This is a genomic window from Horticoccus luteus (assembly GCF_019464535.1).
GTDB classification, from domain to species: Bacteria; Verrucomicrobiota; Verrucomicrobiia; order Opitutales; family Opitutaceae; genus Horticoccus; species Horticoccus luteus.
The window spans coordinates 3,161,199-3,187,949 of sequence record NZ_CP080507.1; the positions used below are offsets into that span (position 1 = coordinate 3,161,199).

General features: G+C 65.2%; 26 protein-coding genes. 19 read left to right on the forward strand and 7 right to left on the reverse strand.

The window, feature by feature from the left end:
• Nucleotides 1–107: 107 nt before the first annotated feature.
• The gene (locus tag K0B96_RS12970; protein ID WP_220161311.1) at nt 108–1,601 is read left to right on the forward strand and encodes a sodium:solute symporter family protein; all 1,494 of its coding nucleotides are present in this window, start codon (nt 108–110) and stop codon (nt 1,599–1,601) included.
• Entirely contained in the window at nt 1,598–1,789 is a 192-nt protein-coding gene (locus K0B96_RS12975) for a hypothetical protein (RefSeq protein ID WP_220161312.1), read from the forward strand. Before K0B96_RS12970 ends, K0B96_RS12975 begins: the two co-directional genes overlap by 4 nt.
• Here K0B96_RS12975 and K0B96_RS12980 read toward each other — a convergent pair.
• A complete protein-coding gene (locus K0B96_RS12980) occupies nt 1,763–2,647 on the reverse strand; it encodes a helix-turn-helix domain-containing protein (RefSeq protein ID WP_220161313.1) in 885 nt (294 codons plus the stop codon). The two genes, K0B96_RS12975 and K0B96_RS12980, sit on opposite strands and share 27 nt — an antisense overlap.
• A 99-nt stretch (nt 2,648–2,746) precedes the next feature.
• Between K0B96_RS12980 and K0B96_RS12985 the strand changes: the two genes are divergently transcribed.
• A complete protein-coding gene (locus K0B96_RS12985; RefSeq protein ID WP_220161314.1) occupies nt 2,747–3,580 on the forward strand; it encodes a phytanoyl-CoA dioxygenase family protein in 834 nt (277 codons plus the stop codon).
• Nucleotides 3,581–3,651: 71 nt separating this feature from the next.
• Here the strand turns inward: K0B96_RS12985 and K0B96_RS12990 are convergent, their stop codons facing one another.
• Entirely contained in the window at nt 3,652–4,125 is a 474-nt protein-coding gene (locus K0B96_RS12990; protein ID WP_220161315.1) for a redoxin domain-containing protein, read from the reverse strand.
• Nucleotides 4,126–4,247: 122 nt separating this feature from the next.
• Between K0B96_RS12990 and K0B96_RS12995 the strand changes: the two genes are divergently transcribed.
• Nucleotides 4,248–4,703 carry a YiiD C-terminal domain-containing protein gene (locus K0B96_RS12995; protein WP_220161316.1) on the forward strand — a complete coding sequence of 152 codons (456 nt, stop codon included), beginning with the start codon at nt 4,248–4,250 and terminating at the stop codon, nt 4,701–4,703.
• A 149-nt stretch (nt 4,704–4,852) separates the two neighbouring features.
• Here K0B96_RS12995 and K0B96_RS13000 read toward each other — a convergent pair whose 3' ends face one another.
• Nucleotides 4,853–5,224 (reverse strand): dUTPase, encoded by a 372-nt coding sequence (locus K0B96_RS13000; RefSeq protein WP_220161317.1) that lies wholly within the window; start codon nt 5,222–5,224, stop codon nt 4,853–4,855.
• 206 nt (nt 5,225–5,430) lie between these two features.
• Between K0B96_RS13000 and K0B96_RS13005 the strand changes: the two genes are divergently transcribed.
• The 9 genes from K0B96_RS13005 (at nt 5,431) to K0B96_RS13045 (ending at nt 16,556) form a co-directional block, all read left to right on the forward strand.
• Nucleotides 5,431–6,528 carry a translation initiation factor IF-2 gene (locus tag K0B96_RS13005; RefSeq protein ID WP_220161318.1) on the forward strand — a complete coding sequence of 366 codons (1,098 nt, stop codon included), beginning with the start codon at nt 5,431–5,433 and terminating at the stop codon, nt 6,526–6,528.
• A 129-nt stretch (nt 6,529–6,657) separates the two neighbouring features.
• The gene (locus tag K0B96_RS13010) at nt 6,658–7,947 is read left to right on the forward strand and encodes a UDP-N-acetylglucosamine 1-carboxyvinyltransferase (protein WP_220161319.1); all 1,290 of its coding nucleotides are present in this window, start codon (nt 6,658–6,660) and stop codon (nt 7,945–7,947) included.
• Between the two features lie 35 nt (nt 7,948–7,982).
• Nucleotides 7,983–9,029 (forward strand): Holliday junction branch migration DNA helicase RuvB, encoded by a 1,047-nt coding sequence (gene ruvB, locus K0B96_RS13015; protein WP_220161320.1) that lies wholly within the window; start codon nt 7,983–7,985, stop codon nt 9,027–9,029.
• A 3-nt stretch (nt 9,030–9,032) separates the two neighbouring features.
• Complete coding sequence (locus tag K0B96_RS13020; RefSeq protein ID WP_220161321.1) at nt 9,033–9,752, forward strand: tetratricopeptide repeat protein; 720 nt, start codon at nt 9,033–9,035, stop codon at nt 9,750–9,752.
• Complete coding sequence (locus K0B96_RS13025) at nt 9,749–11,326, forward strand: hypothetical protein (protein WP_220161322.1); 1,578 nt, start codon at nt 9,749–9,751, stop codon at nt 11,324–11,326. Before K0B96_RS13020 ends, K0B96_RS13025 begins: the two co-directional genes overlap by 4 nt.
• A 218-nt stretch (nt 11,327–11,544) precedes the next feature.
• Entirely contained in the window at nt 11,545–12,879 is a 1,335-nt protein-coding gene (locus K0B96_RS13030; RefSeq protein ID WP_220161323.1) for a glycosyltransferase, read from the forward strand.
• 49 nt (nt 12,880–12,928) lie between these two features.
• Nucleotides 12,929–15,028: an HAD-IIB family hydrolase gene (locus K0B96_RS13035; RefSeq protein WP_220161324.1), complete on the forward strand. Its 2,100-nt coding sequence runs from the start codon at nt 12,929–12,931 to the stop codon at nt 15,026–15,028.
• The gene (locus K0B96_RS13040) at nt 15,021–15,941 is read left to right on the forward strand and encodes a PfkB family carbohydrate kinase (RefSeq protein ID WP_220161325.1); all 921 of its coding nucleotides are present in this window, start codon (nt 15,021–15,023) and stop codon (nt 15,939–15,941) included. The genes K0B96_RS13035 and K0B96_RS13040 overlap by 8 nt, the downstream gene beginning before the upstream one ends.
• A gap of 6 nt (nt 15,942–15,947) precedes the next feature.
• Complete coding sequence (locus K0B96_RS13045) at nt 15,948–16,556, forward strand: mechanosensitive ion channel family protein (RefSeq protein WP_220161326.1); 609 nt, start codon at nt 15,948–15,950, stop codon at nt 16,554–16,556.
• Between the two features lie 75 nt (nt 16,557–16,631).
• On the opposite strand, the gene K0B96_RS13050 is transcribed toward K0B96_RS13045, so the two are convergent.
• Nucleotides 16,632–16,913 (reverse strand): hypothetical protein, encoded by a 282-nt coding sequence (locus K0B96_RS13050; RefSeq protein WP_220161327.1) that lies wholly within the window; start codon nt 16,911–16,913, stop codon nt 16,632–16,634.
• Between the two features lie 223 nt (nt 16,914–17,136).
• On the opposite strand from K0B96_RS13050, the gene K0B96_RS13055 reads away from it, so the two are divergent.
• Nucleotides 17,137–18,933 (forward strand): DUF885 domain-containing protein, encoded by a 1,797-nt coding sequence (locus tag K0B96_RS13055; RefSeq protein ID WP_220161328.1) that lies wholly within the window; start codon nt 17,137–17,139, stop codon nt 18,931–18,933.
• A 57-nt stretch (nt 18,934–18,990) separates the two neighbouring features.
• On the opposite strand, the gene K0B96_RS13060 is transcribed toward K0B96_RS13055, so the two are convergent.
• The 3 genes from K0B96_RS13060 to K0B96_RS13070 form a co-directional block, all read right to left on the reverse strand.
• Entirely contained in the window at nt 18,991–19,701 is a 711-nt protein-coding gene (locus K0B96_RS13060) for an SDR family oxidoreductase (protein ID WP_220161329.1), read from the reverse strand.
• Between the two features lie 72 nt (nt 19,702–19,773).
• The gene (gene folE2, locus K0B96_RS13065) at nt 19,774–20,754 is read right to left on the reverse strand and encodes a GTP cyclohydrolase FolE2 (protein WP_220161330.1); all 981 of its coding nucleotides are present in this window, start codon (nt 20,752–20,754) and stop codon (nt 19,774–19,776) included.
• Nucleotides 20,755–20,817: 63 nt separating this feature from the next.
• Nucleotides 20,818–21,318 (reverse strand): 6-pyruvoyl trahydropterin synthase family protein, encoded by a 501-nt coding sequence (locus tag K0B96_RS13070; RefSeq protein ID WP_220161331.1) that lies wholly within the window; start codon nt 21,316–21,318, stop codon nt 20,818–20,820.
• 162 nt (nt 21,319–21,480) lie between these two features.
• Between K0B96_RS13070 and K0B96_RS13075 the strand changes: the two genes are divergently transcribed.
• The 5 genes from K0B96_RS13075 to K0B96_RS13095 all read left to right on the forward strand — a co-directional run bounded on the left by K0B96_RS13075 (nt 21,481) and on the right by K0B96_RS13095 (nt 26,653).
• Nucleotides 21,481–22,278: an MBL fold metallo-hydrolase gene (locus K0B96_RS13075; protein ID WP_220161332.1), complete on the forward strand. Its 798-nt coding sequence runs from the start codon at nt 21,481–21,483 to the stop codon at nt 22,276–22,278.
• A 3-nt stretch (nt 22,279–22,281) separates the two neighbouring features.
• Nucleotides 22,282–23,880 (forward strand): hypothetical protein, encoded by a 1,599-nt coding sequence (locus K0B96_RS13080; RefSeq protein WP_220161333.1) that lies wholly within the window; start codon nt 22,282–22,284, stop codon nt 23,878–23,880.
• A gap of 81 nt (nt 23,881–23,961) precedes the next feature.
• Nucleotides 23,962–24,630, forward strand: a complete 669-nt coding sequence (locus K0B96_RS13085; protein ID WP_220161334.1) for a PEP-CTERM sorting domain-containing protein — start codon at nt 23,962–23,964, stop codon at nt 24,628–24,630.
• A gap of 127 nt (nt 24,631–24,757) precedes the next feature.
• Nucleotides 24,758–26,191: a pyruvate kinase gene (gene pyk, locus K0B96_RS13090; RefSeq protein WP_220161335.1), complete on the forward strand. Its 1,434-nt coding sequence runs from the start codon at nt 24,758–24,760 to the stop codon at nt 26,189–26,191.
• Nucleotides 26,192–26,266: 75 nt separating this feature from the next.
• Nucleotides 26,267–26,653 carry a hypothetical protein gene (locus K0B96_RS13095; RefSeq protein ID WP_220161336.1) on the forward strand — a complete coding sequence of 129 codons (387 nt, stop codon included), beginning with the start codon at nt 26,267–26,269 and terminating at the stop codon, nt 26,651–26,653.
• Nucleotides 26,654–26,751: the final 98 nt, after the last annotated feature.

Genomic DNA, 26,751 nt, shown 5'->3' on the forward strand with positions numbered 1-26,751 from the left:
TTCCCCGAAGCACGTGCCCGCCACCGCGCGCAAGATGCGTTTGAGCAGATTGCGCTTTAACCCGCGCCTGCCCGCCGCCACGTTTCCGCCCAACCCCGCTTTCTCGCGTGACCCTGCACCCTCTCGACTGGGCCATCATTGTTGTTTATCTCGCCGGCTGTCTTTTCGCCGGCCTCGCCATGCGGCGCTTCGTGCGCGGCGTCGAAGACTTCGCCGTCGCCGGCCGCGAGATGAACGTCAATCTCGGCATCGCCTCCCTCGCTGCGACCGAACTCGGCCTCGTCACGATCATGTATACCGCCCAACTCGGTTACGAGAAGGGCCTCGCCGGCGCCGCCATCGGCGTGATCATGTGCCTCGCCATCTGGCTCGTCGGCCGCACCGGCTTCGTCATCGAGGCTCTCCGCAACGCCGGCGTGATGACGATTCCTGAGTTGTTTGAAAAACGCTTCGGCGTGCGCGTCCGCTGGTTCGCCGGTCTGTTCGTCGTGCTCGGCGGGCTGCTCAACATGGGCATCTTCCTTCGCCTCGGCGGCGAGTTTCTCGTCTCCACCACCGGTCTCCCGCCCGGCTGGCTCGAATGGGTGATGACCGGCCTCCTCGGCCTCGTGCTGATCTACACCGCACTCGGCGGCATGCTGTCCGTCCTCGTTACCGACTACCTGCAATTTCTCGTCATGGGCGTGGGCATCGTGCTCACCTCGGTCCTCGTGCTGCATCAGGTCGGCTGGACCCATCTGATCGACGGCCTTAACGCCGCCTGGGCCGGCCACGGCGCCGCCAAACTCGCCGCCAATCCGTTCAATCCCTTCGACCGCACCAGCTACGGCTGGGGCTACCTCCTCTGGATGTTCGTTTTTCAAATCGCCGTCGCCACAACCTGGCAGACGCAGATCAGCCGCGTGCTCGCCACCAAAGATGCGTCCACCGCGCGTCGCATGTATCAACGCACCTCCTTCTACTTCGTCGGCCGCTTTCTATTGCCCGGCCTCTGGGGCGCGGCGGCATTCGTTTATTTCGCCGACCGCGGCGGCCTGCCCGCCGGCGTCGATTCGCTCACCGCGATGCCCACTTATCTCGCAACGCTTCTGCCCGTGGGCGTGATCGGAATCGTCGTCGCTGCGATGCTCGCCGCGGAAATGTCGACCGACAGCGGCTACCTCCTCACCTGGGCCACCGTGATCTACAACGATCTCATCACCCCGTGCCTGCGCCGCCCGCTTTCCCGCCGCGCGCAACTCGTGCTCACGCGCCTGCTCGTGCTCGGCATCGGCGTTTTCCTGCTTTTCTACGGCCTCTGGTATGAGTTGCCGGGCAACGCGTGGGACTACCTCGCCGTCACCGGCAATATTTACCTCGCGAGCGTCTTCACGCTCCTCGTCGCCGGCGTCTACTGGCCGCGCGCCAACGCCCGCGGAGCTTACGCCGCGCTCGTGCTCGGCGCCGTGGGCCCCATTGCGTTTCTCGTCCTCGGACAACGCTTCGCCATCGCGCCCGAACTCGCCGGCGCCTCGTCCTTCGCGCTCGCCGCTGTGGGGATGATCGGCGGCTCGCTGCTTTCCCGCCGCGTCGTCGTCACCGCAGAACCCGTGCTCACATGAACCACTTTGCCGTGATTTTCTGGGTCGTCCTGATCGTCGCCTCGATCGCGTGGTATGGCTTTTTGGTCTTCTACATCGGCGTAAAAGCCGGCCGCGAAATCCTCGCGTTGACCAAATCGCTCGACGCCACGGCCGCCGCTCAACGCTCTGCGGCCGATCCTTCAGCGCCCGACGCCCCCCGCCGCTGACCCGCTCGTTGCGCCGTGGCTCCGGCGAAACGCCCCCGGCGTCAGCCCCGTGCGGCGCAGAAACTGGCGGTTGAAATTCGCGAGATTGTTGTAGCCCCCGGCAAACGCGATCTCCGCCACCGAGCGGCTGGGATCATCGAGCAACTCGCGACAGATGCGGCCCACGCGCACTTCGTTCACAAACGCTTCGAACGTGTGCCCCATTTTCCGTCGAAAATAGCGGCTGAAGGCCGCCGGACTGAGCCCCGCGCGTTGCGCCGCCACCTTCTGGCTCACCGCCTCGCCCACGGCGCCATCCACGTAACGCAGCACGCGTGCGAGCCGCGCCTCGTCCCGCCCCGTCAGTCCCGGCGAAAAACCTGCGCTGGAAAGCGTCGCCGCCGGTGCGTCCGCCAGCGTGTGAAATATTTCCAGCAACGCCGCCAACCTTGGCAGCGGCGCCAAATCCGGCAAAGCGCCCAGCCGCTCCGCCACGGTGCGCACCGTCGCACCCGGAAACAGCAACCCGCGCTGTGCCCGGCCCAGCAATCGCCGCACCGACGCGAGTTCGGGCATCGCTCCTCCCGCTTCGCCCATAAACCGCTCGGAGAATTGCACCACCACCGAGCGTGCCGTGCCACTCCAGTCCGGCGAATTGCTCCAGTAGTGCGGGAGATTCGCTCCCAGCAGCACCAGGTCACCCCGCTCGAAACGCCCGATGCTGTCGCCGACGAAACGCAACCCATGGCTCGCCTCGATCAACGTCAGCTCGCACTCCGGATGGAAGTGCCACGGCGACCCGAAACGCGGGCTCGCAAAGCGGCGGCAGGCGAAGGATTCGCCCGGTCGCAGTGATACTTTTTCCAACGTCGCGCGCATGAGAAACCGCCTCAGGTGTTAATTAAGTATCAGCGTCGGTCAAACCCGGCGTAGCCCCACGCGCCCACCTGCGCTATCTTGCGCCCACGTTTTTTCCCCATGTCCACGACCACCGCCGCGCTCGATCTCCATTCGCCCTATCCCCTGACGGCAGACCAAATCGCCCGTTTCCGCCGCGATGGCTTCGTGAAGTTGAAAGACGTGCTCTCGGCCGATGTCCTCGCGCATTACGGCAAGATCATCACGGACGAGGTGCACCGCCTCAACACGATGCATCTGCCGCTTGAGCAGCGCGACACTTACAGCAAAGCGTTTCTCCAGGTCATCAACATCTGGACGAAAAACGACACCGTGAAGGAATTCTGCTGGAGCCAGCGCCTCGGGCGCATCGCCGCGCAATTGCTCGGCGTCGATGGCGTGCGCATGTATCACGACCAAGCGCTCTATAAAGAACCGAACGGCGGCATCACACCCTGGCACGCCGACCAATATTATTGGCCGCTGAGCAACGCCAACTCCGTCACCGCGTGGATCCCGTTGCAGAAGACCACGCAGGAAATGGGCCCCCTCGCCTTTGCCGCCGGCAGTCACCAATTCGAAATGGGCCGCGACCTCGTGATCAGCGACGAAAGCGAACAACGCATCGGCCGCTCCATGAAGGACCACAACTATCCGCTCGTCGACGAGCCCTTCGATCTTGGCGAGGTGAGCTTTCACTACGGCTGGACGTTTCACCGCGCCGGTCCCAACACCTCGACGCAGCCCCGCGCCGTGATGACGATCATCTATATTGAGGACGGCATTCGTCTGATCGAACCCAACACCAAAGCCCGCCAGGGCGACCGCGCCGCCTTCGCCTCCGACGTCGAAGTGGGCGCGGTGATGAACGGCAAAATGACCCCGGTGATTTATCCGACGCCGGGGCTTGTCTGAGTCCTCGCGACGCTCCCCGTCCGCCTTCCCCGTTCAGCGCAGCAACCGCGGCGCCGCGCGAAAATCCGCCGTTACAAGCCCCGCACAATTTCCAGCAATTGCGCCGCGTGATTTGCCGGATCAACTTTCGGAATCACCGCGAGCACCGTGCCGTCGGTCGCGAGCACATAGGCCGCCCGCGCCGGGCCGACAAAGGTGCGGCCATACATCGACTTCTCGACGAGTGAGTCCGTCGCCTCGGCAAAGCGATCGCCCGCGTCGCTCACGAGCGCGTAGGCGATGCCTTTTTTGGCCGCGTATTTCAGATGCGATCCGGCCGTGTCGCGGCTCAACGCCATCACGTTGAACCCTCCGCGCTCCAATTCCTTCACGCCCGCCGCCAGACTGTCGGTCTGCTTGTCGCAGCTCCCCGTATTATTGCGCATATACACCGAAATGATCGTCGGCCGCGTCAGTAATTCGCTCAGCAAAGTCTCGCGCACGACGCCGTCGCGCACCACTTTGAGCGGAAAATCCAGCGTCAACTTTTGTCCCACGGAAATCATCCTTCCGTCAGCACGCGCCAACTTCCCGTCCTTTTCAACCGCAAGGTGAGCAACTTACAGTTTTCGCCGATTTTGACGCGGCCCTCAAAACCACCCATGTTCCTCGCCTGACAATGAAGTCGGTGAAAATCCCAGCCTTCGAGCTGTTCCTCCACGAAATGATTCCGCTCGCCAAGGCGATGGGGGTCGGCGTGGAGATTAGCGACGAGCATTCGCTGACGCTCACCGCGCCGAAAGAGCAGAACAAAAATTCGCTCAACACCGCGTTCGGTGGCAGTCTTGTCTCCATCGCCACGCTCGCCGGCTACGGCGTCGTCTGGGAATTGATGAAGCACGAAGATGGCGCCACCGATAAGATCGAGTGGCGCATCGTGGTGAAGGAAAGTCGCGCCGCCTACCGGCGTCCCGTCCTCGGTGATTTGCGCGCGATCTGCGAACGCCCCGCCAAAGCCGCCGTCGAGGAGTTCAAGGCCGCCCTTTCCCGCTACGGCAAAGCCAAGCTCAAGCTGAAGGCGTCCGTCGTCGAAAACGGCCACACCGCCGTCGACGTCACCGCCGCCTTCGTGGTCTCGCGCTGATTTCTAACCGCGCCGCCGGAAAAAGCGCAGCGCCGTGCCTGCAAGGTGGTCCACGTGCCCCGCGCGCGGCTTCGCCCGACAGCAAACGTCATCAAGTTTGATGGCGCGTTTTCGCCGCGCCGGTTCCTCCGCGCGTCAGTTTCCCGCGCTCAAATATGCCGCGAATCCGCCTCGTCCTTCTTCGCATAGCCCGTCTCCTGCCGCTGATGATTCACGGCGTTTTTCTTCAAATACGCCTGATAAACGTCGTCCGCCGTCATCCCGAGCGTCTGTGCGAGCGACACCAAAAAGTGAAACAAATCCACCACTTCCACCTTCGCGTTCTGCTCGTCGAATTTCTGGTATTTCGCCCACCACTTCCACGGCACCGAATCGATCAGCTCCGCCGTTTCCTGCTGTAACGCACGGGTATAGTTAAGGATCCACTTGGCCTTTTCCTCTTCCGTCGCCGGCGGCAGCGCCACCCCGATGCGCCGGTTCAGCGCGTCCTGCATCTGAAAAATCTCTTCGAGCTTGTCCATGGGCGGCGACGCTGAAAAAGCCGCCCGCGCGACGCAAGCCCGCGCCCACCATCCCCTCTTTCAATTAGAAGTTGCTCCACTGAGCGGGTGCGACGACATTGTCGCTTCCTGTTTGCGTCGAGCGCGCATCCCGCGCTCCGCGAACGTTCATCCAAATCGGCTGTTCGCGCATTCCGCGCTGAACGCCAGTTAACAAACACAAACCCATGCCAGATCAAGAAACGTCCGGCGCATCGGCTGCGGCTCCTCAAGAGACCGCGCCCGCGTCGACCGCATCCACGCCTTCCACGGCGGATGCAACCGCGCCGATCGGTCAGTTCGGCTCGTCCCGCGGCTCCGGGCTCGCCCGCGGAAAACGCCCCGCCTCGCCCGCACCCGCCGCCGCCAGCTCCGCTCCCGGCGGCTATCAACCGACGCAAGTCGAAGTCATCAACCCGCAACGCGAATATAAAAACCCCTTCGGCGGTGCCGATGTCGCCCCCTCGAAGGAACCCGCTCCGGCCCCGGCCGCCGCGCCCGCTCCGGCGCCCGTCGCCGCCGCGCCGCAGGTGCCTGTTCAACCAGCCCCGGCTCCCCGCGCTCCCATCGCCGCCGCGCCGACTCCGGTCGCGCCGACTCCCGCCGCGCCCGCTGAAAAGGCGGAACTGAAAATCCTCCCGCCCGCGCAGGAACGCCGCCCGGCCCAAAGCTGGGAACACTCCGGCTTCGGCCGCGGCGCGGCCGCCCCCAGCGAGCAGAACGAGAACCCCCGCCCTCCGCGCCGCGACGACCGTGGCACCTTCCGCCCGGAGCGCCGCGAGCAGAAATTCGAGCCGCGCGCCCCGCGCCCCCCGCAAGAACCCCGCCCCGCCCAAGATCCCCGGCCGCCGCGCGAGCCGCGTCCCGCGTTTCGCCAGAAACGCGACCAACCCGCCCCGGCGAAGAAACCCGGTGGTTTTCTCGGCTGGCTCAAAGGCCTTTTCGGCGGCACACCCGCGCCCGAAGCGCCTCCCGCCCGCCCGCAGCCCGGCGACGAACGCCGCCGCGATGGCGACCGCTACCGCGACGGCCGCCGCTCGGACGGACGTCAGCGCCACGGCGGTGAACAAGGCCGCCAGAACTTTGAAGGCAATCGCGGCCCCCGCCCCGAAGGCGGCGAGTTTCGCCGCGACGGTCAGGACGGTGAACAACAACACCGCCGCCGTCGGCGCGGCGGACGCGGCCGCAACCGCGGTGGCGATTACGGCAACCAAGGCGGTGACCGCGGCGATCGCCGCGATCGCGGCCCGAATCCGGAAGGTCAGCAGGGTGGCGGCGCGATCTGATCGCGTGAGTTAAACCTTGCCAAGGCCGACCGGCCCCAACGCATTCGAAGGCGTCCGCATTCCGCGGACGCCTTCTTCATTTTGCGGATCCGCCTCGCGCGTCCGCGCCAACTTTCCCGCTCTCGCCACATGGCCGATCTCATTGTCAACGGCGGCAAGCCGCTCTCCGGCACCCTCACTCCGTCCGGCAACAAAAACTCCGCCCTGCCCATCCTCTGCGCCACGCTCCTCACCGACGACCCGGTGACGCTCCGCAACGTGCCCGCCATCACGGACGTCGAGAAACTCGTGGAGTTTTTCACCGCGCAAGGCTCCCAGATCACGTGGGATCGCACGTCGGGCGAGATGACCCTCGCGCACGCCACGTTCGATCCCGATCGCCTCCAAGGCACGCTGCCCAACGGCATGCGTTCCTCCGTCCTCCTGTTTCCGCCGCTGCTGCACCGCTTGGGCCGCCTCGCGATTCCAGGCAACGCCGAAGGCTGCTCCCTCGGCATCCGCGAACTCGATCCCCACCTCGAGATTCTCACCACACTGGGCGCGCAGATCGAGTCCAACGGCACCGTCACGATGGAGTTGCCCGGCCGTTTCCGCGGCGCGCGCCACTGGCCCGACTATATGTCCGTCACGGCCACCGAAAATTTCGTGATGGCCGCCGCACTGGCCGAAGGCACGTCCACGCTCCTCAACGCCGCGAGCGAACCGCACGTGCAGGATCTTTGTGCCACCCTCGCCCAAATGGGTGCCCGGATCGAAGGCATCGGCACGAGCAAACTCACGATCCACGGCGTCGATCGTCTTCACGGCGGCACGTTCACGATCGCGAGCGATATCCACGAAATCGTCACCTTCCTCGCCCTCGGCGCCATTACCGGCGGCGAAGTCCGCGTGCGCGAGTCGCTCCCGCACCACTTCGATCTGATCGGCCGCGCCTTTCGCAAACTCGGCGTGACGATCGATCACGACGGCGACACCGCCATCGTCCGGCCGGGGCAGACGCTGCGCGTTGAGTCACCGTTCACGTCGAACTTGCTGCCGAAAATCGAAGCCGCGCCGTGGCCGTATTTTCCTGTCGATCTGCTGCCCTGCATGATCGCACTCGCGGTTCGCGCCGATGGCCCAATGCACTTTTGGAACAAGGTTTACGAAGGCGGCTTCACGTGGATGCCCGAACTGGCGAAGTTCGGCGCGCACGTCGTCGTCAGCGATCCGCATCGCATCATCGTCTTCGGCTCGAAGCCGCTGCGCGCCACCACCGTCGATGCGCCCTACATCATCCGCGCCGCCGTCGCGCTCTACATGGTCGCCGCCAGCATTCCCGGCCGCAGCATCGTGAAAAACGCCGACACCATCAAACGCGCCCATCCGCGCTTCGTGGAAAACCTGCGCACGTTCGGCGCCGAAGTGGAGTGGCGTTGAAACGTCTCTCCACTCCTCCCGCCGCCGCCTCCCTCATGCCTGCCGAAGATAAAAACGCCAAAGGCCTCGGTTACATCAGCACCACCCTCGCTGCGCCCGTCACCTCCGCCGAGGCCGCGCTGCGTCCACTGTCGTTCGGTGATTTCACCGGCCAGCCCAAGACCATCGAGCGCCTCCAAGTCATGGTCGGCGCCGCCCGCCGCCGCGGCGATCCGCTCAACCACATCCTCCTCTCCGGCCCGCCCGGCCTCGGCAAAACCACCCTCGCCTTCATCCTCGGCCACGAGCTCGGCAAAAGTGTCCGCGTCACCTCCGGCCCCGTGATCGAAAAAGCCGGCGACCTCGCCGGTCTGCTCACCAACCTCGAGGAAGGCGACATCCTCTTCATCGACGAAATCCACCGTATCCCCAAAACCGTCGAAGAGTATCTCTACTCGGCGATGGAGGATTTCCGGCTCGATATCATGATCGACCAAGGGCCCAACGCCCGCAGCGTCCGGCTCTCGCTGCCGCGCTTCACGCTCGTCGGCGCGACCACCCGCAGCGGCCTCCTCACCGCGCCGCTGCGCACGCGCTTCACGTTGCAGACGCGGCTCGATTACTACGACCACGCCACGCTCATCAACATCGTGCAACGCAGTTGCCGTCTTCTCGACGTGGAGATCGATGCCGGCGGCGCGAAGGAAATCGCCACCCGCTCCCGCGGCACGCCCCGCGTCGCCAACAACCTCATCAATTTCGTCCGCGATTACGCGCAGGAACGCGCCCAAGGCCGCATCACCCAACCCGTCGCCGCCGCCGCCCTCGAACTGCTCGAAATCGATTCGTCCGGCCTCGACGAGATGGACAAACGCATGCTGCGCATCATGGCCGACAACTACCGCGGCGGCCCCGTCGGCATGAGCACGATCGCCGTCGCCGTCGGCGAAGAGGCCGAGACGCTCGAGGAGGTGCACGAGCCGTTTCTCATTCAGGAAGGCTATCTGCAACGCACGCCGCAGGGCCGCGTCCTCACGGCGAAAGGTTACCACGCCGTGGGCCTCAAACCGTTTGCCGGAGGCGATCAGCAAGCGTTGTTGTAGGCCATGTCGCTTCGACGGCTCACGTTCGCCGCCTCGGCTGTCGCTGTCGCCTTCGGCCTCGCCGGCTGCGGATCACCGCCATCCGGTGGCGGCTTCGTGCGGATCGACAATGTCGCAATGTATGGCCAGCCCCGCACCCCGCGCCCGCCGGTTTTGCAACAGGCCGACGCGGATTTCGTCCGCCGGGCCGCCGCGGTTTTTGGCCATGACCGCCAGGCGGCGAGTCTCGCCTGGGCCAATGAAGCCGACCGGTTTTTCCAGCAACGCAACTTCGACTACGCCATGCGGCGTTACAACCAGGCGTGGCTTCTCGATCCGGAAAATTTCCGCGCCTTCTGGGGCTTTGGCCGCGTCGCCCTCGAACGCGATCGCTTTGACGAAGCCCTCGAGCATTTCGACAAGGCCCTTTCCCTTTGCCACGATGATCGACAACGCCCCGCGGTGCTTTCCGACACGGGCGCGGCACTCACCTGGAAGGCCAAGTCGCTTCCGCGCGAAAACGGCGCAGAACGCGACCGCCTTTTCGCCCGCGCTAACGCAATGTTTGCCGACAGCACGCAACGCGATCCCACCTACGCCAACGGCTGGAAACGCTGGGCCATGTCGCTTTTCGACCAGGGGGACTTGGCGGGAGCCCGCGAGAAAATCCTTCGCGCCCAAACCGCCGGCGCCGACATCCCGGCGACACTCCTCGCCCGACTGACAGCGGCAAAATCTCCATGAGGCTGGATTTTCTCGACGGTCGGTCGCCGGGATTGTGGTTCGCCCTCCGGTCGCGCTTTCGCGCGCTTCTCCTGCTCGCTGCTCTCGGCCTCTACGTCTTCTTTCTCGCCTGGTATGTTTCGCCCTACGCCGGCGGCGCCGATTCCTCCGGTTACCTCAACAGCGCGCAACTCCTCCTCCACGGCCGGCTCACCGCCACCGCGCGCGTGCCCGCCGGTTTTCCCGCCGACCATTTCCGCCGCGAAGCCTTCATCCCCGTCGCGTTTATTCCCGGCCCTGACAGCGCGGAGATGGTCCCCACCTACCCGCTCGGACTGCCGCTGCACTACGCCGCCGTCGGACGCTGGACCGGTTTGGACGCCGCGCCCGTCGTTCTCAACATCCTCACGGCGCTCGCGGTCATCGCCCTCCTGTATCGGATTGCCCGTGACGTCGGCGTCCATCCTCGTCCGGCCGCCGCGCTTACCGCTCTTTTCGCGCTGTCGCCGTTGACGCTCTACTACGCGTTGCAGCCGATGAGCGATCTCGTTGCGACCGCGTGGACGCTGGTCGCCATCCTCGGCGCTTGGCGCAGCCCGCGCCACGTTGGCTGGGCCGCGCTCGCCGCGCTGGCGGTCACCGTCGCGGTATTTGTGCGTCCCGCCAATGCGCTTCTCCTGCTGCCCGTCGCTTTCGGCCTCGGCCTTGCGTGGCGTCGCTGGCTGGTCTTCGCCTGGTGCGGTTTGCCCGGCGCGCTGGCGTGGGCCGCCTTCAATCGCCACCTCTACGGCTCAGCTCTGGCCACCGGTTATGGCAACATCGCCGACACGCTGCGCTGGTCCTACATCGGCCCCACGCTCGCCCACTTCGCCAAATGGATCCCGGTCGTGTTAACGCCCGCCGTCGCCCTCTTCCTGCTGCTGCCCGCCGCGCGAGCTTCCGTTCGCGCCAAGCGGCTGCTCGGCGTTTGGGCCAGCGCGTTCGTGCTGTTTTACTCCGCCTACTATTTCAGCCACGAAACGTGGTGGTATCTGCGCTTCCTGCTGCCCGCGATGCCGGCGCTCCTCATCGGCGCGGCGCTCGTGTGGCAACAGTGGCCCGCGCCCGCCCTCACCCTCGCGCTCGAAGGCTCGGTGCAGACCTCGCGCCGTTGGCAAAGCGCGCGGTGCCTGCGCGTGCCACTCACGACGTTCTTCTTTATCGCCGCCCTCGTCTGGCAAATCGCCTGGGGCTGGCACTTTCAAGTGCATAAGATCGAACTCGGCGAACGCCCCTATCGCGAGGTTGCGCGCTGGGTCCAGCAATCCCTTCCGCCCCACGCCGTCCTCGTCGCCGGCCAGGTCAGCGGCGCAGTTTTTCATTACAGCGATCGTCCCTTCGTGCAATGGAGCGAAGTGACGCCCGTGAACTACGCCGCGCTCAACGACTATCTGCGCACGAACCGCGGCGAGCTCTACGCCGGCTTGTTCAACTACGAAGAACAACCCGCCTTCGCAACGCATCTGCCCGGCACATGGCAACGCGTGCAGCAATTCGGCCCCATCTCCATCTGGCGGCGCACCAGTCTCGCTCCCTCCGCCGCCGCGCGAAACTAGCGCGCCGAATTTTTCCCTTGGCTCCGCCGGCCGCCGCGCGTCTTATGGTCCGACGTCGCTAACGTTCTGCCGCGCTCAACTCTGCAGCGCAGGCCAACGACCATCGTTGTGACGCCAATTGCGCCGGACTTTCCGGTGCGCCGCAGGTTTTCGCCTCCGGTCTCTGTCAACTGCATCTCGTGCCGACTCAGCCCCGATGCGTAACCCACTGTTCTTGCATGTCTCTTTTTCCTGAGTCCTCCCTGCCGCGCATCGGCATGGTTTCAACCCACGGCTATGTCGCCGCCGAGCCGCCGCTCGGCGCGGCCGACACGGGCGGTCAGGTTGTTTACGTTCTCGAGCTCGCCCGCAAGCTCGGCCAACTCGGCTTCGAAGTCGATATCTGGACCCGCCGCTTCGAGGACCAACCGGAGATCGATGTGATGACCGAGCGCGTCCGCGTCATCCGCATCCCCTGTGGCGGCCGCGATTTCATCGGCAAGGAATACCTGCAGCGCCACCTCGATGAATGGGCCGAGCGCGCCCTGCGCTTCATCCACCTTCACCGCCTGAACTATCACTTTTTCAACAGTCACTACTGGGACGCCGGCTGCGCCACCCAACGCCTCGCCGAGGCGCTCGACGTGCCGCACGTGCACACGCCCCACTCGCTCGGCGTCTGGAAAAAGCAGCTCATGGAGCGCGATTTCCCCACTGATGCGGAGAACTTCGAGCAGAAATACAATTTCGCCGAACGCATCCGGCAGGAGACGCTCCTTTACCGCACGTGCGACGTCGTCGTCGCCACCACGCCGCCCCAACTCGACATGCTCGTGCACGACTACGGTGCGCCGGCCGGCCAGGTCCACATGATCCCGCCCGGCTACGACGACAACCGCTACTATCCCGTCAGCGCCGCCTCCCGCACGTCGATCCGCCAGCGTCTCGGCTTTGAAGGCAAGGTCGTCCTCGCGCTCGGCCGTCTCGCGCGTAACAAGGGCTACGATCTCCTGCTCGAAGCGTTCACCCTTGTCGCGAGCCGCATCCCCGACGCCCGTCTGCATCTCGCCGCGGGCGGCATGGAAATCAGCAGTGACGAACGCGCCTTGCTGCAGGAGCTCAAGGAACTCGCGGTGCGCCTTAACATCGACGACCGCGTTACGTGGGGCACCTACATCGCCGATTCCGAACTCGCGGACTATTACCGCGCCGCGGATGTGTTCGTTTTGAGCAGCCGTTACGAACCGTTCGGCATGACCGCCATCGAGGCCATGGCCTGCGGCACGCCCGCCGTCATCACGACCCACGGCGGCCTCTTTCGCGCCGTCACGTTCGGCCGGCATGCGCTCTACGCCGACACCTTTGATCGCGAGGATCTCGGCATCTCCATCGTCAAAATCCTGCGGCATCCCGGCCTCGCGTTGCGACTCTCGCGCATGGGCGCGCACAAGGCCCGCAGCTTGTTCACGTGGACCGGCATCGCCCAGCAACTCATCAGCCTCGTCGAAGAACGCCCCACACCCCAGGCCTTTGCCGACAACGAATGGGACGAACCGTGGAACGACGGCGATTGAACCTCCTCCAACTCCGAACCCACCCGGCCCACCGCGGTCGACTTTCCCGATGCCCGACACCCAGTCCATTCGTCTTTTCAGCAGCGATCTCGATAACACCCTCCTCGGGAATCCGGAATCGACCCGTCGCTTCAAACTCGCCTGGGAAGGCATTCCCGCCGCGCAACGCCCCCTCCTCGTCTATAATAGCGGCCGCCTGCTCAGCGACCTCGACCAACTCCTCGGAGCCGAGCAACTCCCCGCGCCCGACTATCTGATCGGCGGCGTCGGCACGCAGATCTACGACGCGCGCGCCGGCCGTGCGCTCCACGATTTCGATGGCGAACTCGCCCTCGGCTGGGATCGCGACCGCGTGGCCGCCATCGCCGCAGCGTTTCCCGGCGTCCGGCCGCAGCCCAACCAATACCAGCATCCCTTCAAGTCGAGTTGGTATCTTGAACGCGCCAATCGCGCCACGATCACCCGCCTCTCCGATCAATTCACTGCCGCCGGCCTCGACGTGAGCATCGTTTACTCCAGCCTGCGCGACCTCGACATTCTCCCGAAAAACGCCGCCAAAGGCGCCGCGCTCCGCTGGCTGTGTCAACGCCTCGACCTTACCCTCGACCGCGTGCTCGTCGCCGGCGACACCGGCAACGACAGCAGCATGTTTCTTCTGCCCGGCGTGCGCGGCATCGTCGTCGAAAACGCCCAACCCGAACTCTTCGAGGACGTCGTCGAAATTCCCGTTTACTGCAGCCGCCAGGTCATGGCCGACGGCGTCGTCGACGGCTTGCGCCACTACGGCGTCATCGCCCAATCGCCCCTCGTCCGCGACACCGTCCACGCCGCGCGCTCGTCCCGCGGCGCCTTCAAGATGCTTTTCACCGGCACCCGCCTCGGCTCGCTCGGCCCCGACGACCAGGCGTTTCTCCGCCTCGCCTACGAAAAAGCGCTCGCAGCCCTCCGCCGCAACATCACGCCCCTCGGCTTCTCCGCCTGCTCGCTCGCCGACAACACCGTCACCGGCACCGATGCCAACTACCGCAGCGTCTGGGCGCGCGATGGCAGCATCACGCTCATCAACACCCTCGACGTCGATGATGACGACATCCGTTCCGCCGGTCGCCGCACCCTCGATACGCTTCTCCGCGCCATCGCCGTCAACGGCCAGATTCCCGCCAACGTCCGCCTCGACGACGGCGTGCCGGATTACGCCGGCGTCGGCAATATCTGCTCCATCGACAGCGGCCTGTGGGTCATCATCGCGTTCTACAACTACGTCGAGAAGACCGGCGATCTCGACTTTCTGCGCACGCACGCCGCCCGACTCCAGCGCGCAATGGACTGGATCAGCGCGCACGACAGTAACAACGACGGCCTCCTCGAAATCCCCGAAGCCGGCGACTGGACCGATCTCTTCGGCCGCAGTTACAACGTCCTCTACGACGAGGTCCTGTGGTTTCGCGCCAACGTCTGCTTCGGCCGCTTGCTGGAGTTTCAAGGCGAATACGAACGCGCCAGCGACTACCTCCGCTGGTCGCAACACATCCGCGGCCGCGTGATCGACACCTTCTGGCCGCACACGCGCCCCGCCGCCAACCTCCCCGAAACCGCGAACCGTTTCGCCGAACGCCAGTTCAGCCTCGGCGACACCCAATACCTCATCGCCGAAGTCACCCCGTTCGCCTTCAACTGGCGCTGCGACGTCTTCGGCAACGTGCTCGGGTTTCTCATGAACCTCCTCGACATCGAGCGCGCGCGCACCGCCTTCCGCTTCATGTGGAGCGTCGGCGTCAACGAACCTTACCCCGTCGCGAACCTCTATCCCGTCGTGCAATCCGGCGATCCCGACTGGCGCGCCTACTATACCGTCAACCTCCTCAACCTCCCCCATCACTACCACAACGGCGGCATCTGGCCGTTCGTCGGCGGCATGTGGGTGCGCTTCATTCACCGCCTCGGCCTCCATGAGGTCGCCGAACGCGAACTCCTCCGCCTCGCCAAACTGAACCAACTCGGCCGGCGCGACGAATGGGAGTTCAACGAGTGGGCGCACGGCGTCACCGGCCGCCCGATGGGCAAAGCCTACCAGGCCTGGTCCGCCGCGTCGTTCGTCCGCGCCTGCCAGGAAATCGAAGCCGACCCCGACCATCTCGCCGATGAGTGATCCTTCTCCGACGACAAATCCGGCGCCCGCGGGCGCCGGACGGCGCGCGCTCTGCTTCGGCGAAATTCTCTGGGACTTTCTCCCCGACGGTCTCTTCCCCGGCGGCGCACCGTTCAACGTCGCCTATCACCTTCACCGCCTCGGCCTCACAACATATCCCGTCTCATCCGTGGGCGACGATGTGCTCGGCCGCGAATTGTTGCGCCGGTTGCGTGACTGGAAAATCCCTGTCGACCTCATCGCCACCGATCCCGCGCGCCCCACCGGCTACGTCCGCGCCGCAATCACCGCGACCGGCGATGCGCACTACGATATTGTCCGCGACGTCGCGTGGGATGCCATCCCCGCGCCCACCGCGGCGCTGGCTCTCGCCGCCTCGACCGACGTGCTCGTCTTCGGTTCGCTCGCGGCGCGCTCCCCCGAAAACCGCGCGACCCTGCATCGCCTGCTCGCTGCGCTCCCGGCCACCGCGTGGCGCGTCTTCGACATCAATCTGCGCGCGCCCTTCGATGATCTCGCCGTCGTCGCCGAACTCGCCGCGCACGCCACCGTTTTAAAACTCAATGCCGCCGAAGCCGCCCGCCTCGCCGGTGCCACCGAGTCTCCCGGCTCCGAAGAAACGCACGCGCGCAACGTGCAGCAGCGGTTCGCCGTTCCGCTCGTCGTGGTCACCGCCGCCGACCGCGGCGCCGGCCTCCTGCGCGACGACCATTGGCACTGGGAAACAGCCCGCCCGGTCGCGGTTGCAGACACCGTCGGGGCCGGCGATGCATTTCTCGCTCGCCTGATCGCCGGCCTGCTGGCGCGCGCCAGCGAGCCCCGGATTCTCGCCGCCGCTTGCCGCCTGGGCGAATGGGTCGCCGCTCAACGTGGCGCCACTCCCGCCTACACCTCCGCAACGCCCTCCGCATAAATTTATATGAACCTGTCATCCCTTCACCTCGAACACTTCGAACAATACCTCCCGCGTCTGCTGGCCGCCCTGCCGGTCGCACTTCTCGTCATCCTCGGCGCCCTCGCGTTGAGCTTTGTCGTCAACCGCGCCCTCACGCTTCTCTCGAACAAAACGAGTCTCTCGCACGAAAATGTTGCGCCCTTCCGCAAGATTATGCGCGTGCTCATCGCGATCGCCGCCCTCGTGCTCATTTTGAATGTCTTCGGCTTCAGCCTCGGCGGCTTGTGGACGATTCTCTCCACCGTGCTCGCGATGGTCGCCATCGGCTTCGTCGCGGTCTGGAGCGTGCTGAGCAACACCCTCTGCACGTTCATCATTCTGCTTTCGCGCCCATTCGCGATTGGCGACGAGGTCGGATTCGCCGGCGAGGACGTCAAGGGCCGCGTTGAAGACATGAATTTCATCTACACCACGCTGCGGTGCGATGACGGCAGTTTGCTCCAGATTCCCAACAATCTGTTCTTCCAACGCGTCGTCCGGCGCCGCCCGTCCTCCGCCCCGGTGTCGCTCGAAACCCAGCTCAATCGTCCCGCCCTGCAACGCACGCCCGCGCCATCCCCAGCTCGCGGCTGACGTTCAACATCCTCCTCCGCTCCCCGTAAAAAGGGCCGCGTTTTCGCGGCCTTTTTTCTTTGCGTGGCGTTCGGATTAGCGTGCGCCCGCCGTGCGATTCGCCGGCAACAGCACGGGCCCGGCGCGCCGTTCGCGGGCCAGCTGCCAACGCGCCGCCTGACGTTGCAAGCGCGTCCAGCCGAGCGCGCCGAAGTAGCTCAGCGCCACGGCGCTCTGCACCCAGCCCATCAGCTGCAACCAGAGCGCCTGCGCGCTCGCCCCGTCCGCCCCGGCCGGAAACCAGCCCGGCGCCGCGGCCGGCAAAAGCTGCATGATCGCTCCGAGCCCTAAAAATCCCCACGCGTTGACCGAATTCATAGCTCCCAGATAAGCGGCCTGCGTGCCAACCCGAACGCTCCCACCTAAAGCCTTGTCACCCCGCGATCCGCTCTTTTCGACGACTTTTTCCGCCCCTCGCGGCGCCGCCCTTTGCAAGACCGCTCACCTCCAATCTTGCAAAATACGGGGGCCGTCATCCCCTCGTTTTGCCTGCCTGCGTTGGCCTCCTGAAAGTTCCGCCGTTTTCCCCTGATTTCTTCCTATGACGACCCCCTACCGCTTCCTCGCTCTGTTGGTCGCGAGCGCTTCGCTCGCCTTTGCTGCGCAACCCGCCTGGGTGCAAACATCCAACCAAAACGCGGTGCCCGTCCTCGAGTATCTGGGCCGCTACGCCCCGGAATACGGTTCCGATCTCGGCCTCGAACAATACGACCCGGAGGTCACCGATCTCAAACCGCGCGTCTATGAACGCAGTCTCGCCGATGCCGAGATTCTCCTCGCCGCACTCAAGGCCAAAATCCCGCCGGAAACCAACGCCAAGGTCCGCCAGGATCTGGAGATTCTGGTCGATAACGTCGAACTCCAGATCAACTCCTCCCGGCTCAATCACGAGCTGATGCTGCCCTACACCTGCGTCGCCCAAAATGTCTTCGAGGGCCTGCAAGTGCTGCTCGACTCGCGCAACAAGCCCGAGCGCCGTCAGCGCGCCCTTGTCCGTCTCCAACACTATGCGGGCCTCGCCGGCGCCGAACCCCTCGTCACGCTCGCCGAGGCGCGCAGCACCGAACGCTTCACCACGAAAAATCTCACCGGGCCCTACGTCGTCGCGGTGAACAAGGATCTCGGCAACACCGAGCGCTTCATCGCCGGCATCGCCCAACTTTTCACCGCCGCGCAACTCGACGGCTGGCAGGACGCCCACGCCCGACTCGCCGCCCAGCTCCGCGCGCACGACGAATGGGTGCGCCGCGAAATCATCCCGCGCGCCCGCCCGACCAACCAACTCCCCGCGGCCATCTACGCCGACAACCTCAAGAACTACGGCGTCAGAATGTCGCCGCAGGAACTCATCGACCGCGGCCTGTTTGGCTTCCTTGAAATTCGCGACGAGATGCAGGTTCTCGCGCAACGCATCGCCACCGCTCACCATTTTCCTTCCAGCGATTATCGCGCCGTGCTGCGCGAGTTGAAGAAAGACCAGATCACCGGCGCCGCGATTCTGCCCTATTACCACGACATCCTCACCCAGCTTGAACACCTCGTCGCCGAGCACCACATCGTCACCCTGCCCCAGCGCGCCGCCGTGATCCGCCTCGCCTCGGAGGCCGAGTCCGCCTCGCAACCCGCCCCTCATCTCAATCCGCCCCGTCTCCTCGGCAACACCGGCGAATACGGTGAAATCGTCCTCCCTCTCACCAATCCCAATGCCGCCCACCCCGGCGAACTGCAGGACGATTTCACCACCAAGGCCTACGCGTGGACGCTTACCGCGCACGAAGCCCGCCCCGGCCACGAATTGCAATTTTCCGCCATGGTCGAGCAAGGCGTCTCCACGCCCCGCGCCGTATTCGCGTTCAACAGCGCCAACGTCGAAGGCTGGGCGCTCTACATGGAAGCCGTGATGAAACAATACGAGCCACCCGAAGGGCAGCTCTTCGCCCTGCAAGCCCGCCTCCACCGCGCCGCCCGCGCCTTTCTCGACCCGATGCTCAACCTCGGCCTCATGAAGCCTGAGGCGGCGCAGCAATTTCTCGTTTCGGACGTCGGTCTCTCCGCGCCCTTCGCCACACAGGAGATCGACCGTTACACCTTCCGCGCTCCGGGCCAGGCCACGTCGTATTACTACGGCTACCTGCGCCTGCGCCAGATTCGCGCCCAGACTGAACTCGTCCTTCGCGACCGCTTCAACGAAATGGCCTTCCACGACTTCATCTTGAGCCAGGGCCTGCTGCCGCCGGAACTATTGGCCAAGGCCGTGCGCGAAGAGTTCATCCCCGCGGCGGCGGCCCCGGCGGAGTCAGCACCTGACGCCGATCATCCAGCCGCGAAGCAAATGTAGTCCGTCGTCCCGGAGCGCCGCCGCTTTCGCGCGGCGGTTGGATCGCCGCGCGCGCGCTCACAAATCGCCGCGCTGCGGCCGCAACACGATCTCCTCGACCACCGTGCGGCGCGTCATCTGGTAAACCTCAAAAAACGCGCGCGCCACATCCGCCGCCGGCATCATCCGCTCCTCGTCGATGCCACTCCCCGCCCACGAAGGCGACCACGTGGCTCCCGGATAAACGCAGCAGACGCGCACGCCGCGCTCCTTCGTTTCCATCCGCAACACCTTCGCCAGCCCCGTCACCCCAAACTTCGCCGCGCAATACGCCGCGTCACCCGGAAACGCCTGCAGGCCCGCCACCGAGCTCATAAAAAACACGTCGCCACTCGCCCGCGCCAACATTCCGGGCAGCAAGGCACGCGTCACCAAAAACGCACTGCGCAACGTCGCGCCGATCATCGCGTCAAACGCCGCCACCGTCGTTTCCGCAAACGGCGCCGCCGTGAACGTGCCGGCGTTGTTGATCAACACATCCACCCCGCCGAAGCGCTTCGTCACCGCCGCCGCCATCTCCGCCACCGCGGCGTCGTCACTCACATCGCACGGAAAAATCTCCGCCTTCGCCCCGCGCTTTACCGCCGCGGCCGCCACCCGCGCGAGGTTGCGCTCATTCCGGGCGACCAGTGCCAGCCGCACGCCCTTGAGCCGCGATCCGAACTCCCGCGCCATCGCCGCGCCAATGCCCTGCGATGCGCCCGTAATCACCACGACTGGTTTGCTCATGGCGCGAAACTCCAATCTCCGCGCCTCAAGCTCCAGCGAGAAATTTCCCTTCACCCCACCGCGTCGACCCCCTCAGCAGATCAGCGACCCGAAATCCATGTAGTCCGCGACGAATCCGCCTTTCACCCCTTTGCAGATCACGCTCACCGCGTCGTGCGAGTGCAGTGATTCCAAGTGCGAACACGCGATTTGGAAATCCTTGATGCGCGCATCGCCCTCGAACTCCCGATAAAGCAGCCGCGCCGCATCTTCCACAAACTTCAGGTGCGCGCCGTTGAGCTCGGCAAACGCCTGCTCGTCCTCGCGTTTCACCATCACCTGCGTCTCCGTTGCCAGCGCCGCCTGACAATGTTGGATCACCTCTTCGATCCAGATTTTTTTGCCCGGCACTTCCTCCACGGTCACCCGCGCCTTGCTGCGCTGCGAATGCGGCACGCCATACGCCCCCCGCTGGTCGCGCGCGTGCTCCGTCAATTCCGCCGAGCACGGGCACGCCGAGGAATACACGAAGTCCACTTGGATGAACCGCCGGTATTCGCCATCCGCCGTCATCACGCCCTCGAACGCCACCTTGTAGAATTGGTAGCCTTCGAGGCCGCTGCGCAGGCTCTGCTGCAGCAACGGGTAGGAAAACGCGATCTTCAGACGCGCCGCCTTGCTTTCCACCTTGCGCAGATACGCCTTCAAAATCCGCCCCACCCATTCGCCCGTGAACACCGCGTCCTTGTGCTCATAAAACGAGCGCACGATCCGGCTCATGTTGATGCCCTTCAACTCGGCTTCCAGCGACACCGTGCCCGTGACACTCGCTTCGAGCGTCAACAGCTTGCCGCTCTTCATCCGAAACTTGAGCGGCAGTTTGAAATTGGAAACGCCCACCTGTTGGATCGGCACGTTCGCCCCTTGGATCGCGTCGTGCGCCGCCTCCATCATGTCGGGCAGGGTGGCGCGATACGCCGGCGTGACGCGAAATTTGCGATCGTAGCCGCGCTTGACCTTCGGCTCGGCGCCGTCGGCCGAGCGATGGAGATACATGGGTTTCTTTTTGCTCATGGTCGTTTTTAGGCAACGCCGCCAGGCGGTTGTGACGATAACCGTAGCCCCGCGAAGGCGGAGTTAGCTGGCGGCAGGCGCTTGCGCGCCGAAATATTCCACGAAATTACGCGGTGTTTCGTAAAGGCGCAAACGGTGCAGGCGACCGGCCGGCAGCGCCGGCTCGATCTCGTTCCAGAACGCAATGGCCAGATTCTCCGTCGAAGGGATGAGCCCCTGCAAAAATTCCACTTCCTCGTTCAAATTGCGGTGGTCGCAACGATCGAGAATCACCCGCTGCAGCACCCGCTTGAGCTCCGCCAGATCGAGCACGTAACCGGTGTCCGGCTGCGGTTCTCCCGCCACCGTCACCTCTAACACATAGTTATGCCCGTGCCAGTGGGGATTGGTGCAAAGACCGTATTTCTCCTCGTTCCACTTTTGACTCTTCGAGGGGTTGTGCAGCCGGTGCGCCGCGTTGAAATGCACCTGCCGCGTGATGTAGACCGTGCCGGGCAAGACCCGCGGCGCCGGGGCGCGCGCAGGACGCGGCGCAGATTTGGCGGCAGCAGAACGTCGTGGCATGGAGAGGCAGAAGTAGCACAAATCCCCGCTCGGTCAATCGCCTGCACGGGGAATCCTCCGCAGCTCCGGCTCGCGCCCCATCGCTCTCGTGCCCCGCGCGGCGTTTTCGTTGCCGTTTTTGTTTGGCGGCGCGCCGCCCCGAGTCTTCATCACGCCTCGTCCATGGCCACGCGTTTCTGCATCCTCGGTTCCGGCAGCTCCGGCAATGCCGCTCTGCTCCAGACTGAGTCCACCCGCGTGCTCGTTGATGCCGGTTTTTCCGCGCGCAAACTCGGCCAGCTCCTCACCGCCGTCGGCGAATCCCTCGACCGCATCGACGCCGTCTTCCTCACCCACGAACACGGTGATCACTCCGCCGGCCTCGACGGCCTCAAAAAATTTCCCCACCTCAAAATCTTCGCCAACGCCGCCACCGCGCGCGTCCTTCAGTCCGGCCTCGAACACCGGCCCGACTGGCAGATCTTCGAAACCGGCGCCCGCTTCATCTTCCGCGATCTGGAGATCGAAACCTTCGCCGTCCCTCACGATGCGCAGGAACCCGTCGGCTTTCGCTTCACCACCGGTTTCGAGGGCGATCTTTTCCACCCGCCGCGCCGGCTCGCGTTTCTCACCGACCTCGGCCACGCGCCGCAAAACATCCACGAAGCCATCCGCCCCTGCGACGTGGTCGTCGTCGAGTCGAACCATTGCGCCGACATGCTGAAGGCCGACGTGCATCGCCCGTGGTCGCTCAAACAGCGCATCGGCGGCCGGCACGGCCATCTCTCCAACCAGGCCACCTGCGAACTCCTCTCCGCCGTTGCCAGCCCGCAATGGCGGCAGATCTTTCTCACGCACGTCAGTCGCGACTGCAACAGCCTCCCCGCCATCGAACGCGCGTTCGCCGAATTGCGCTCCCGGCTGCCCTGCCCGATCTCGGTCATCGACGCCGGCGGCGGCAGCGCTTGGATGGAGTTTTAACGCGTGGGCGGAGATCCGGCAACCGCCGCGCGGTGGATCGTCGTCGAGTGGTGCGGCGCGACCACCGCCGACCTGCGGCCGCGCGTGCGCAGCGGCCAGCTCCCCGCGCTCGCGCGCCTCGCCGCCACCGGCCGGCAGTATTCGTTTCCCCACGTCCCGCCGACGGACTGGCCGTTGCCGTCCATCTTGAACGACCTCGCCACCGCCGGCGTTGCCCTCGCGGATTGCACCTGCACGCACCTCGCGCCCACCGACGTCATTTCACCCGACGACATCGCCGCGACGACGTTGCGTTTTTTTCCGCCACGGGAGGGCGACGACGTTCCGCTCCGCGCCGCGCTGGCCTGCCTCTACTCCTCGCACAACGCCGCCATCGCCGCGTGTTTCGCCGACTCACCGCCCGCGTTGATCTATCTCCCGGTCACGTTAACGCGCGACATCTCCCTCCTCTATTCGTCCTCGCCCGCCCTTCCGCAAGCCCTCGCCGCCGCCGCTCAATTGCTCGACCTCCTGCTGCATGATTTTCGCCAGCAGGCGGACGACAAAACGGGGTTTCTCCTCTGCTCCGCTGGACATGCTGCTGCCGCCGGTTTCAGCCTGCTCGCCGCGCCGAATCTCCCCGCGGACCGCCTGCCGAGAATACCTTCTCCGCGCGCCTTGGGCCAGGCGCTCGCAACACTACTCGACGCCCGGTTACCCACCGATTCCACTTGGGCGCTGCCCTTCCCGCTTTCGGCGGCCTGGCTCGATCCGCAGTTTCCTCCCGTCCGCCGCATCGCCGTCATCACGCGCGAAAGACCCGCCTTTTTGCGCCTCGGTCGCCCCGCCGATTTGACGCAGGTGGCTACGACGTTTCCCGCGGTCCGGTGGTCGCCCGGCGACATCCTGCATCTGGCCTTCGCCGACGCCTCGTGCGCCGCGCTGATCGGCGCCGCCTCACTCTCTCCATCCGGCGGCGTGTCCTTCGCGGCGCTGCCGCCGTTCGACGTGCATCCGGATGCGTCTCGGCTGTTCGAACGCGTCCTGCACCACGCCGAAGCGCACCACGTCACCGTCCTCCACAGCGCTGTCCAAATCGAAAAAGGAAGCTCCCTCCACGCGCTTTTCTCCGCCGCCGGCTTTCAACTTAACGGCGAAGTCGTCATGTGGCGCGTGACCCGGTCCCAAGTGCTCGCCCGGCTTGCGCCGCCGCCCGCCGCGGTTCACTCGCAATTTCTTCTGCGCCCCCCGACGTCAGCCGATGTTGACGCAGCGCGAAACCTGCCCGAGGCCGCCGCCTTGCTTCCCGCCGGCGTCGCCTTCGATCCCGACCTGAGCGCGGTGGCGATTTCTGCTGGTGAAATTGCCGGCCTGCTGCTCGTGCAGCGCTTGGACGATCTCATGGTCGCCAACGCCCTCGTCGTGCGCGAAAAATTCCGCCGCTCGCCCTGCTTTTTGGCCCTGCTTGCGCACGGCACCAACGCCATGCGGGCGGCCGGATTGGAGCAGGCGATCTTCAGCACCGATGCCGCTCGCCGCGAGATGCTCGCTTGGGCGCGGCGCTCCGACGCACACGTAATCCAACACGGCGTGCGCCTCATCCGCACTTTTCTGTCACGATAAGATTGTATCGGCCACCCGCTTACCGCGGCCGCCCGCGAAGCGTCTTGATTGGCGTCGGCGGCCTTTCCATCTAAATGAGTGATGCCCGCCATTCCTCGCTCGTCTTTCGCTAAAACGCTCGGCGTCGCCGTCCCCGCGTCCGCTGCGCTCTTGGCTAGCCACGCCGGCGCCGCGATTGTCTCGACCGATCTCGGCTCGGGCTTGGCCATCACCCCCACCGGACCAAATACCAGCCTCTATTTTTCCGCCGCGATCGATGATGTCGTCGGCAACACCGGCCGCGCTTCCTACAGCTCCACCGACAGCTTCCAATTTCAGGTGGTCTTCGTGCAACCGTCCGACATGAAACCGCAATTCATCGGCGTCGGTGATTCCTCTTTTGCAGTCCAGACTTCCAGCCCTTTTCTTAAGTCTTATTCCAGTGGCGACACTGTGCCTGGCATGGCTGATTTCAGCGCCACGTCGCTCGTTTATGACTTCACCTCAGGTGCCACCTACGTCGGCCTGCGTTTCGGCAACGACAGCGTTTATCACTACGGGTGGGCCAAAGTGAATATCCAAACCTCTACGGCGGAGGACAAACGGATGACCCTCTACGGTTTTGCCTACAACACCGTGGCCAACGAAAGCATTCTCGCCGGCGAGACCAGCGCGATCCCCGAGCCTTCCACCTACGCCGCGCTGGCCGGTCTTCTCGCCGGTTCCGCCGCGCTGTTCCGCCGTCGTCAACTCCGCCGCCGCGCCGCCTGATTCCGCGTCCGCGCCGTCCGTTTTGCAGCCGCCTCCCCTGAGGCGGCTGTTTTGTTTTCGTCCCCGCGCAGTCGTCGGGGACCTTTTGTTTTGCTGCTGCCGTGCCGCCCCGCTTGGCTGGCGACGCATGTCCGCCGACAACCCGTTTCGCCGCACCAAGATCATCTTCACCCTCGGTCCCGCAACCGACAGCGAGGCGATGCTCGAGGCCCTCTTCCGCGCTGGCGCCGACATCGTTCGCCTCAACATGGCGCACGCCAACCACGAGTGGACGCGCACCGTCATCCGTCGCATCCGCGCTGTGTCGCTCCGCCTCGGCCGCGAGGTCGGCATCATGATGGACATCAAAGGCCCCGAGATCCGCACCGGCGATCTCGCCGCTCCGATCGAGCTTCGCCCCGGCGAGATCTTCGACTTCACCGTGCGCGGCGGCGCCCCCGGCGACAGCCCCGAAGAGGTGCGCTCCGTCGGCGTCAACTACGCCGATCTCGTCAAAGACGTCGCCGTCGGCGACACCGTGCTCGTCGATAACGGTCTCATCCGCCTCGAAGTTCTCGCCCGCAATGAGACCCGTCTCCGCTGTCGCGTGCTGATCCCTGGCCCGCTCGGCTCGCGCCGTCACATCAATCTCCCCGGCGTGAAGGTCAACCTCCCCGCCTTCACCGACAAGGACCGCCGCGACACCGCCGTCGGCATCGAGGAAAACATCGATTTCGTCGCCCTCTCCTTCGTGCGCAGCGCCGCCGATGTCGAAGAACTCCGCGCCTTTCTCGCTGAGCACAAATCCCACGCCCGGATCGTCGCGAAAATCGAGGACCGCTCCGCCATCGACAACCTCGCCGAAATCGTGCGCGCCTGTGATGCGCTCATGGTCGCGCGCGGCGACCTCGGCATCGAATGTCCCTTCGAGGAACTGCCCGGCATCCAGCGCCGCGCCGTCCGCATGTGCCTCAGCTACGGCCGACCCGTCATCGTCGCCACCCACATGCTCGAATCGATGATTCAGCAACCCGTCCCCACCCGCGCCGAGATCACCGATGTCGCCAACGCCGTTTATGAACGCTCCGACTGCGTGATGCTGTCCGGCGAAACCACCGTCGGCAAATACCCGCTCGAATGCGTGCAGATGCTCGACCGCATCGCGCGCCGCGTCGAAGCCGAAGACGATGCGCCCGCCGCGCCGCCACCCGAACTCACCAGCGAGAAAACGAAGCTCCTTCATTCCGCCGTCGTCCTCGCCAACGACCTTCCCGACTCGCGCATTCTTACGTTCACGCGTTACGGTTTCATGGCCCGCAGCCTCGCGGCCCTCCGCCCGCAACGCGCCCCGATCCTCGCGTTCACCCCGTCCATCGAGTTGCAACGCCAGTTGCGTCTCCTCCGCGGCGTCGAACCTTACGTCATGCCCTTCGGCAGTGAGCCCGACATCACCATCGAAAACGCCATCGTCTTTCTCCGCAACAAGGGCCTCATCGCCCCCGGCGACAAACTCATCATCGCCACCGACATTCTCTCGCAAGACCGCCTGATCGACGCCGTGCAACTCCGCACCGTGCGCTGAGCCCGCCGCCGCCCGCGCCCCCTGCACGACCCGCTTGGCCTTGACTCGCCCCTGTCCGCGCACCTCTTTCGCGCCGTGCCGCGTCTCCGGTATTTCACTTCGCTGATCCTTCTCACCCTCTGGCTGCCCGTGCGGCTCCACTGTGGGTGGGAAGCCGCCGGCTTGCCCGAGACGTTCGCGTGCGCCTCCGAGCACCACGCTGACGCCAATCCCATGGCCGACGCGTGCGACACCGTCGAAGGAGCCGCCCTGCGCACGCACGCCGTCGTGCTCGCTGCGCCTGCACCCGCGCTGCTGCCCGCGCCCCTCGGGCTTCTCGCCTGCCTGCTCGCCGCCACTCCTTTGGTCGCTCCGCCCGCGGGCGTGAGCGAATTTACCGCCGCGCCCGAAGAACTCGGTCGCCGTTGGTGTTTTCTCGCCCGCACGGCTCCGTCGCCGCGCGCGCCGTCTCTGTTATCGTAACGGACTCCTGCGGGAGTCGTTGACGTCCTTCGCCGCGCGCTGCTGCGCCGTGGCGTTCCTTCCTGTCGCGCCTGAATTCCGGCTGCGCGGCGCATTCA

Coding starts and splice junctions, on each gene's coding strand:
- K0B96_RS12975 (WP_220161312.1), top strand. CDS start 1,598: ATGAACCACTTTGCCGTGATTTTCTGGGTCGTCCTGATCGTCGCCTCG.
- K0B96_RS12980 (WP_220161313.1), bottom strand. CDS start 2,647: ATGCGCGCGACGTTGGAAAAAGTATCACTGCGACCGGGCGAATCCTTC.
- K0B96_RS12985 (WP_220161314.1), top strand. CDS start 2,747: ATGTCCACGACCACCGCCGCGCTCGATCTCCATTCGCCCTATCCCCTG.
- K0B96_RS12990 (WP_220161315.1), bottom strand. CDS start 4,125: ATGATTTCCGTGGGACAAAAGTTGACGCTGGATTTTCCGCTCAAAGTG.
- K0B96_RS13000 (WP_220161317.1), bottom strand. CDS start 5,224: ATGGACAAGCTCGAAGAGATTTTTCAGATGCAGGACGCGCTGAACCGG.
- K0B96_RS13005 (WP_220161318.1), top strand. CDS start 5,431: ATGCCAGATCAAGAAACGTCCGGCGCATCGGCTGCGGCTCCTCAAGAG.
- K0B96_RS13010 (WP_220161319.1), top strand. CDS start 6,658: ATGGCCGATCTCATTGTCAACGGCGGCAAGCCGCTCTCCGGCACCCTC.
- ruvB (WP_220161320.1), top strand. CDS start 7,983: ATGCCTGCCGAAGATAAAAACGCCAAAGGCCTCGGTTACATCAGCACC.
- K0B96_RS13020 (WP_220161321.1), top strand. CDS start 9,033: ATGTCGCTTCGACGGCTCACGTTCGCCGCCTCGGCTGTCGCTGTCGCC.
- K0B96_RS13025 (WP_220161322.1), top strand. CDS start 9,749: ATGAGGCTGGATTTTCTCGACGGTCGGTCGCCGGGATTGTGGTTCGCC.
- K0B96_RS13030 (WP_220161323.1), top strand. CDS start 11,545: ATGTCTCTTTTTCCTGAGTCCTCCCTGCCGCGCATCGGCATGGTTTCA.
- K0B96_RS13035 (WP_220161324.1), top strand. CDS start 12,929: ATGCCCGACACCCAGTCCATTCGTCTTTTCAGCAGCGATCTCGATAAC.
- K0B96_RS13040 (WP_220161325.1), top strand. CDS start 15,021: ATGAGTGATCCTTCTCCGACGACAAATCCGGCGCCCGCGGGCGCCGGA.
- K0B96_RS13045 (WP_220161326.1), top strand. CDS start 15,948: ATGAACCTGTCATCCCTTCACCTCGAACACTTCGAACAATACCTCCCG.
- K0B96_RS13050 (WP_220161327.1), bottom strand. CDS start 16,913: ATGAATTCGGTCAACGCGTGGGGATTTTTAGGGCTCGGAGCGATCATG.
- K0B96_RS13055 (WP_220161328.1), top strand. CDS start 17,137: ATGACGACCCCCTACCGCTTCCTCGCTCTGTTGGTCGCGAGCGCTTCG.
- K0B96_RS13060 (WP_220161329.1), bottom strand. CDS start 19,701: ATGAGCAAACCAGTCGTGGTGATTACGGGCGCATCGCAGGGCATTGGC.
- folE2 (WP_220161330.1), bottom strand. CDS start 20,754: ATGAGCAAAAAGAAACCCATGTATCTCCATCGCTCGGCCGACGGCGCC.
- K0B96_RS13070 (WP_220161331.1), bottom strand. CDS start 21,318: ATGCCACGACGTTCTGCTGCCGCCAAATCTGCGCCGCGTCCTGCGCGC.
- K0B96_RS13075 (WP_220161332.1), top strand. CDS start 21,481: ATGGCCACGCGTTTCTGCATCCTCGGTTCCGGCAGCTCCGGCAATGCC.
- K0B96_RS13085 (WP_220161334.1), top strand. CDS start 23,962: ATGCCCGCCATTCCTCGCTCGTCTTTCGCTAAAACGCTCGGCGTCGCC.
- pyk (WP_220161335.1), top strand. CDS start 24,758: ATGTCCGCCGACAACCCGTTTCGCCGCACCAAGATCATCTTCACCCTC.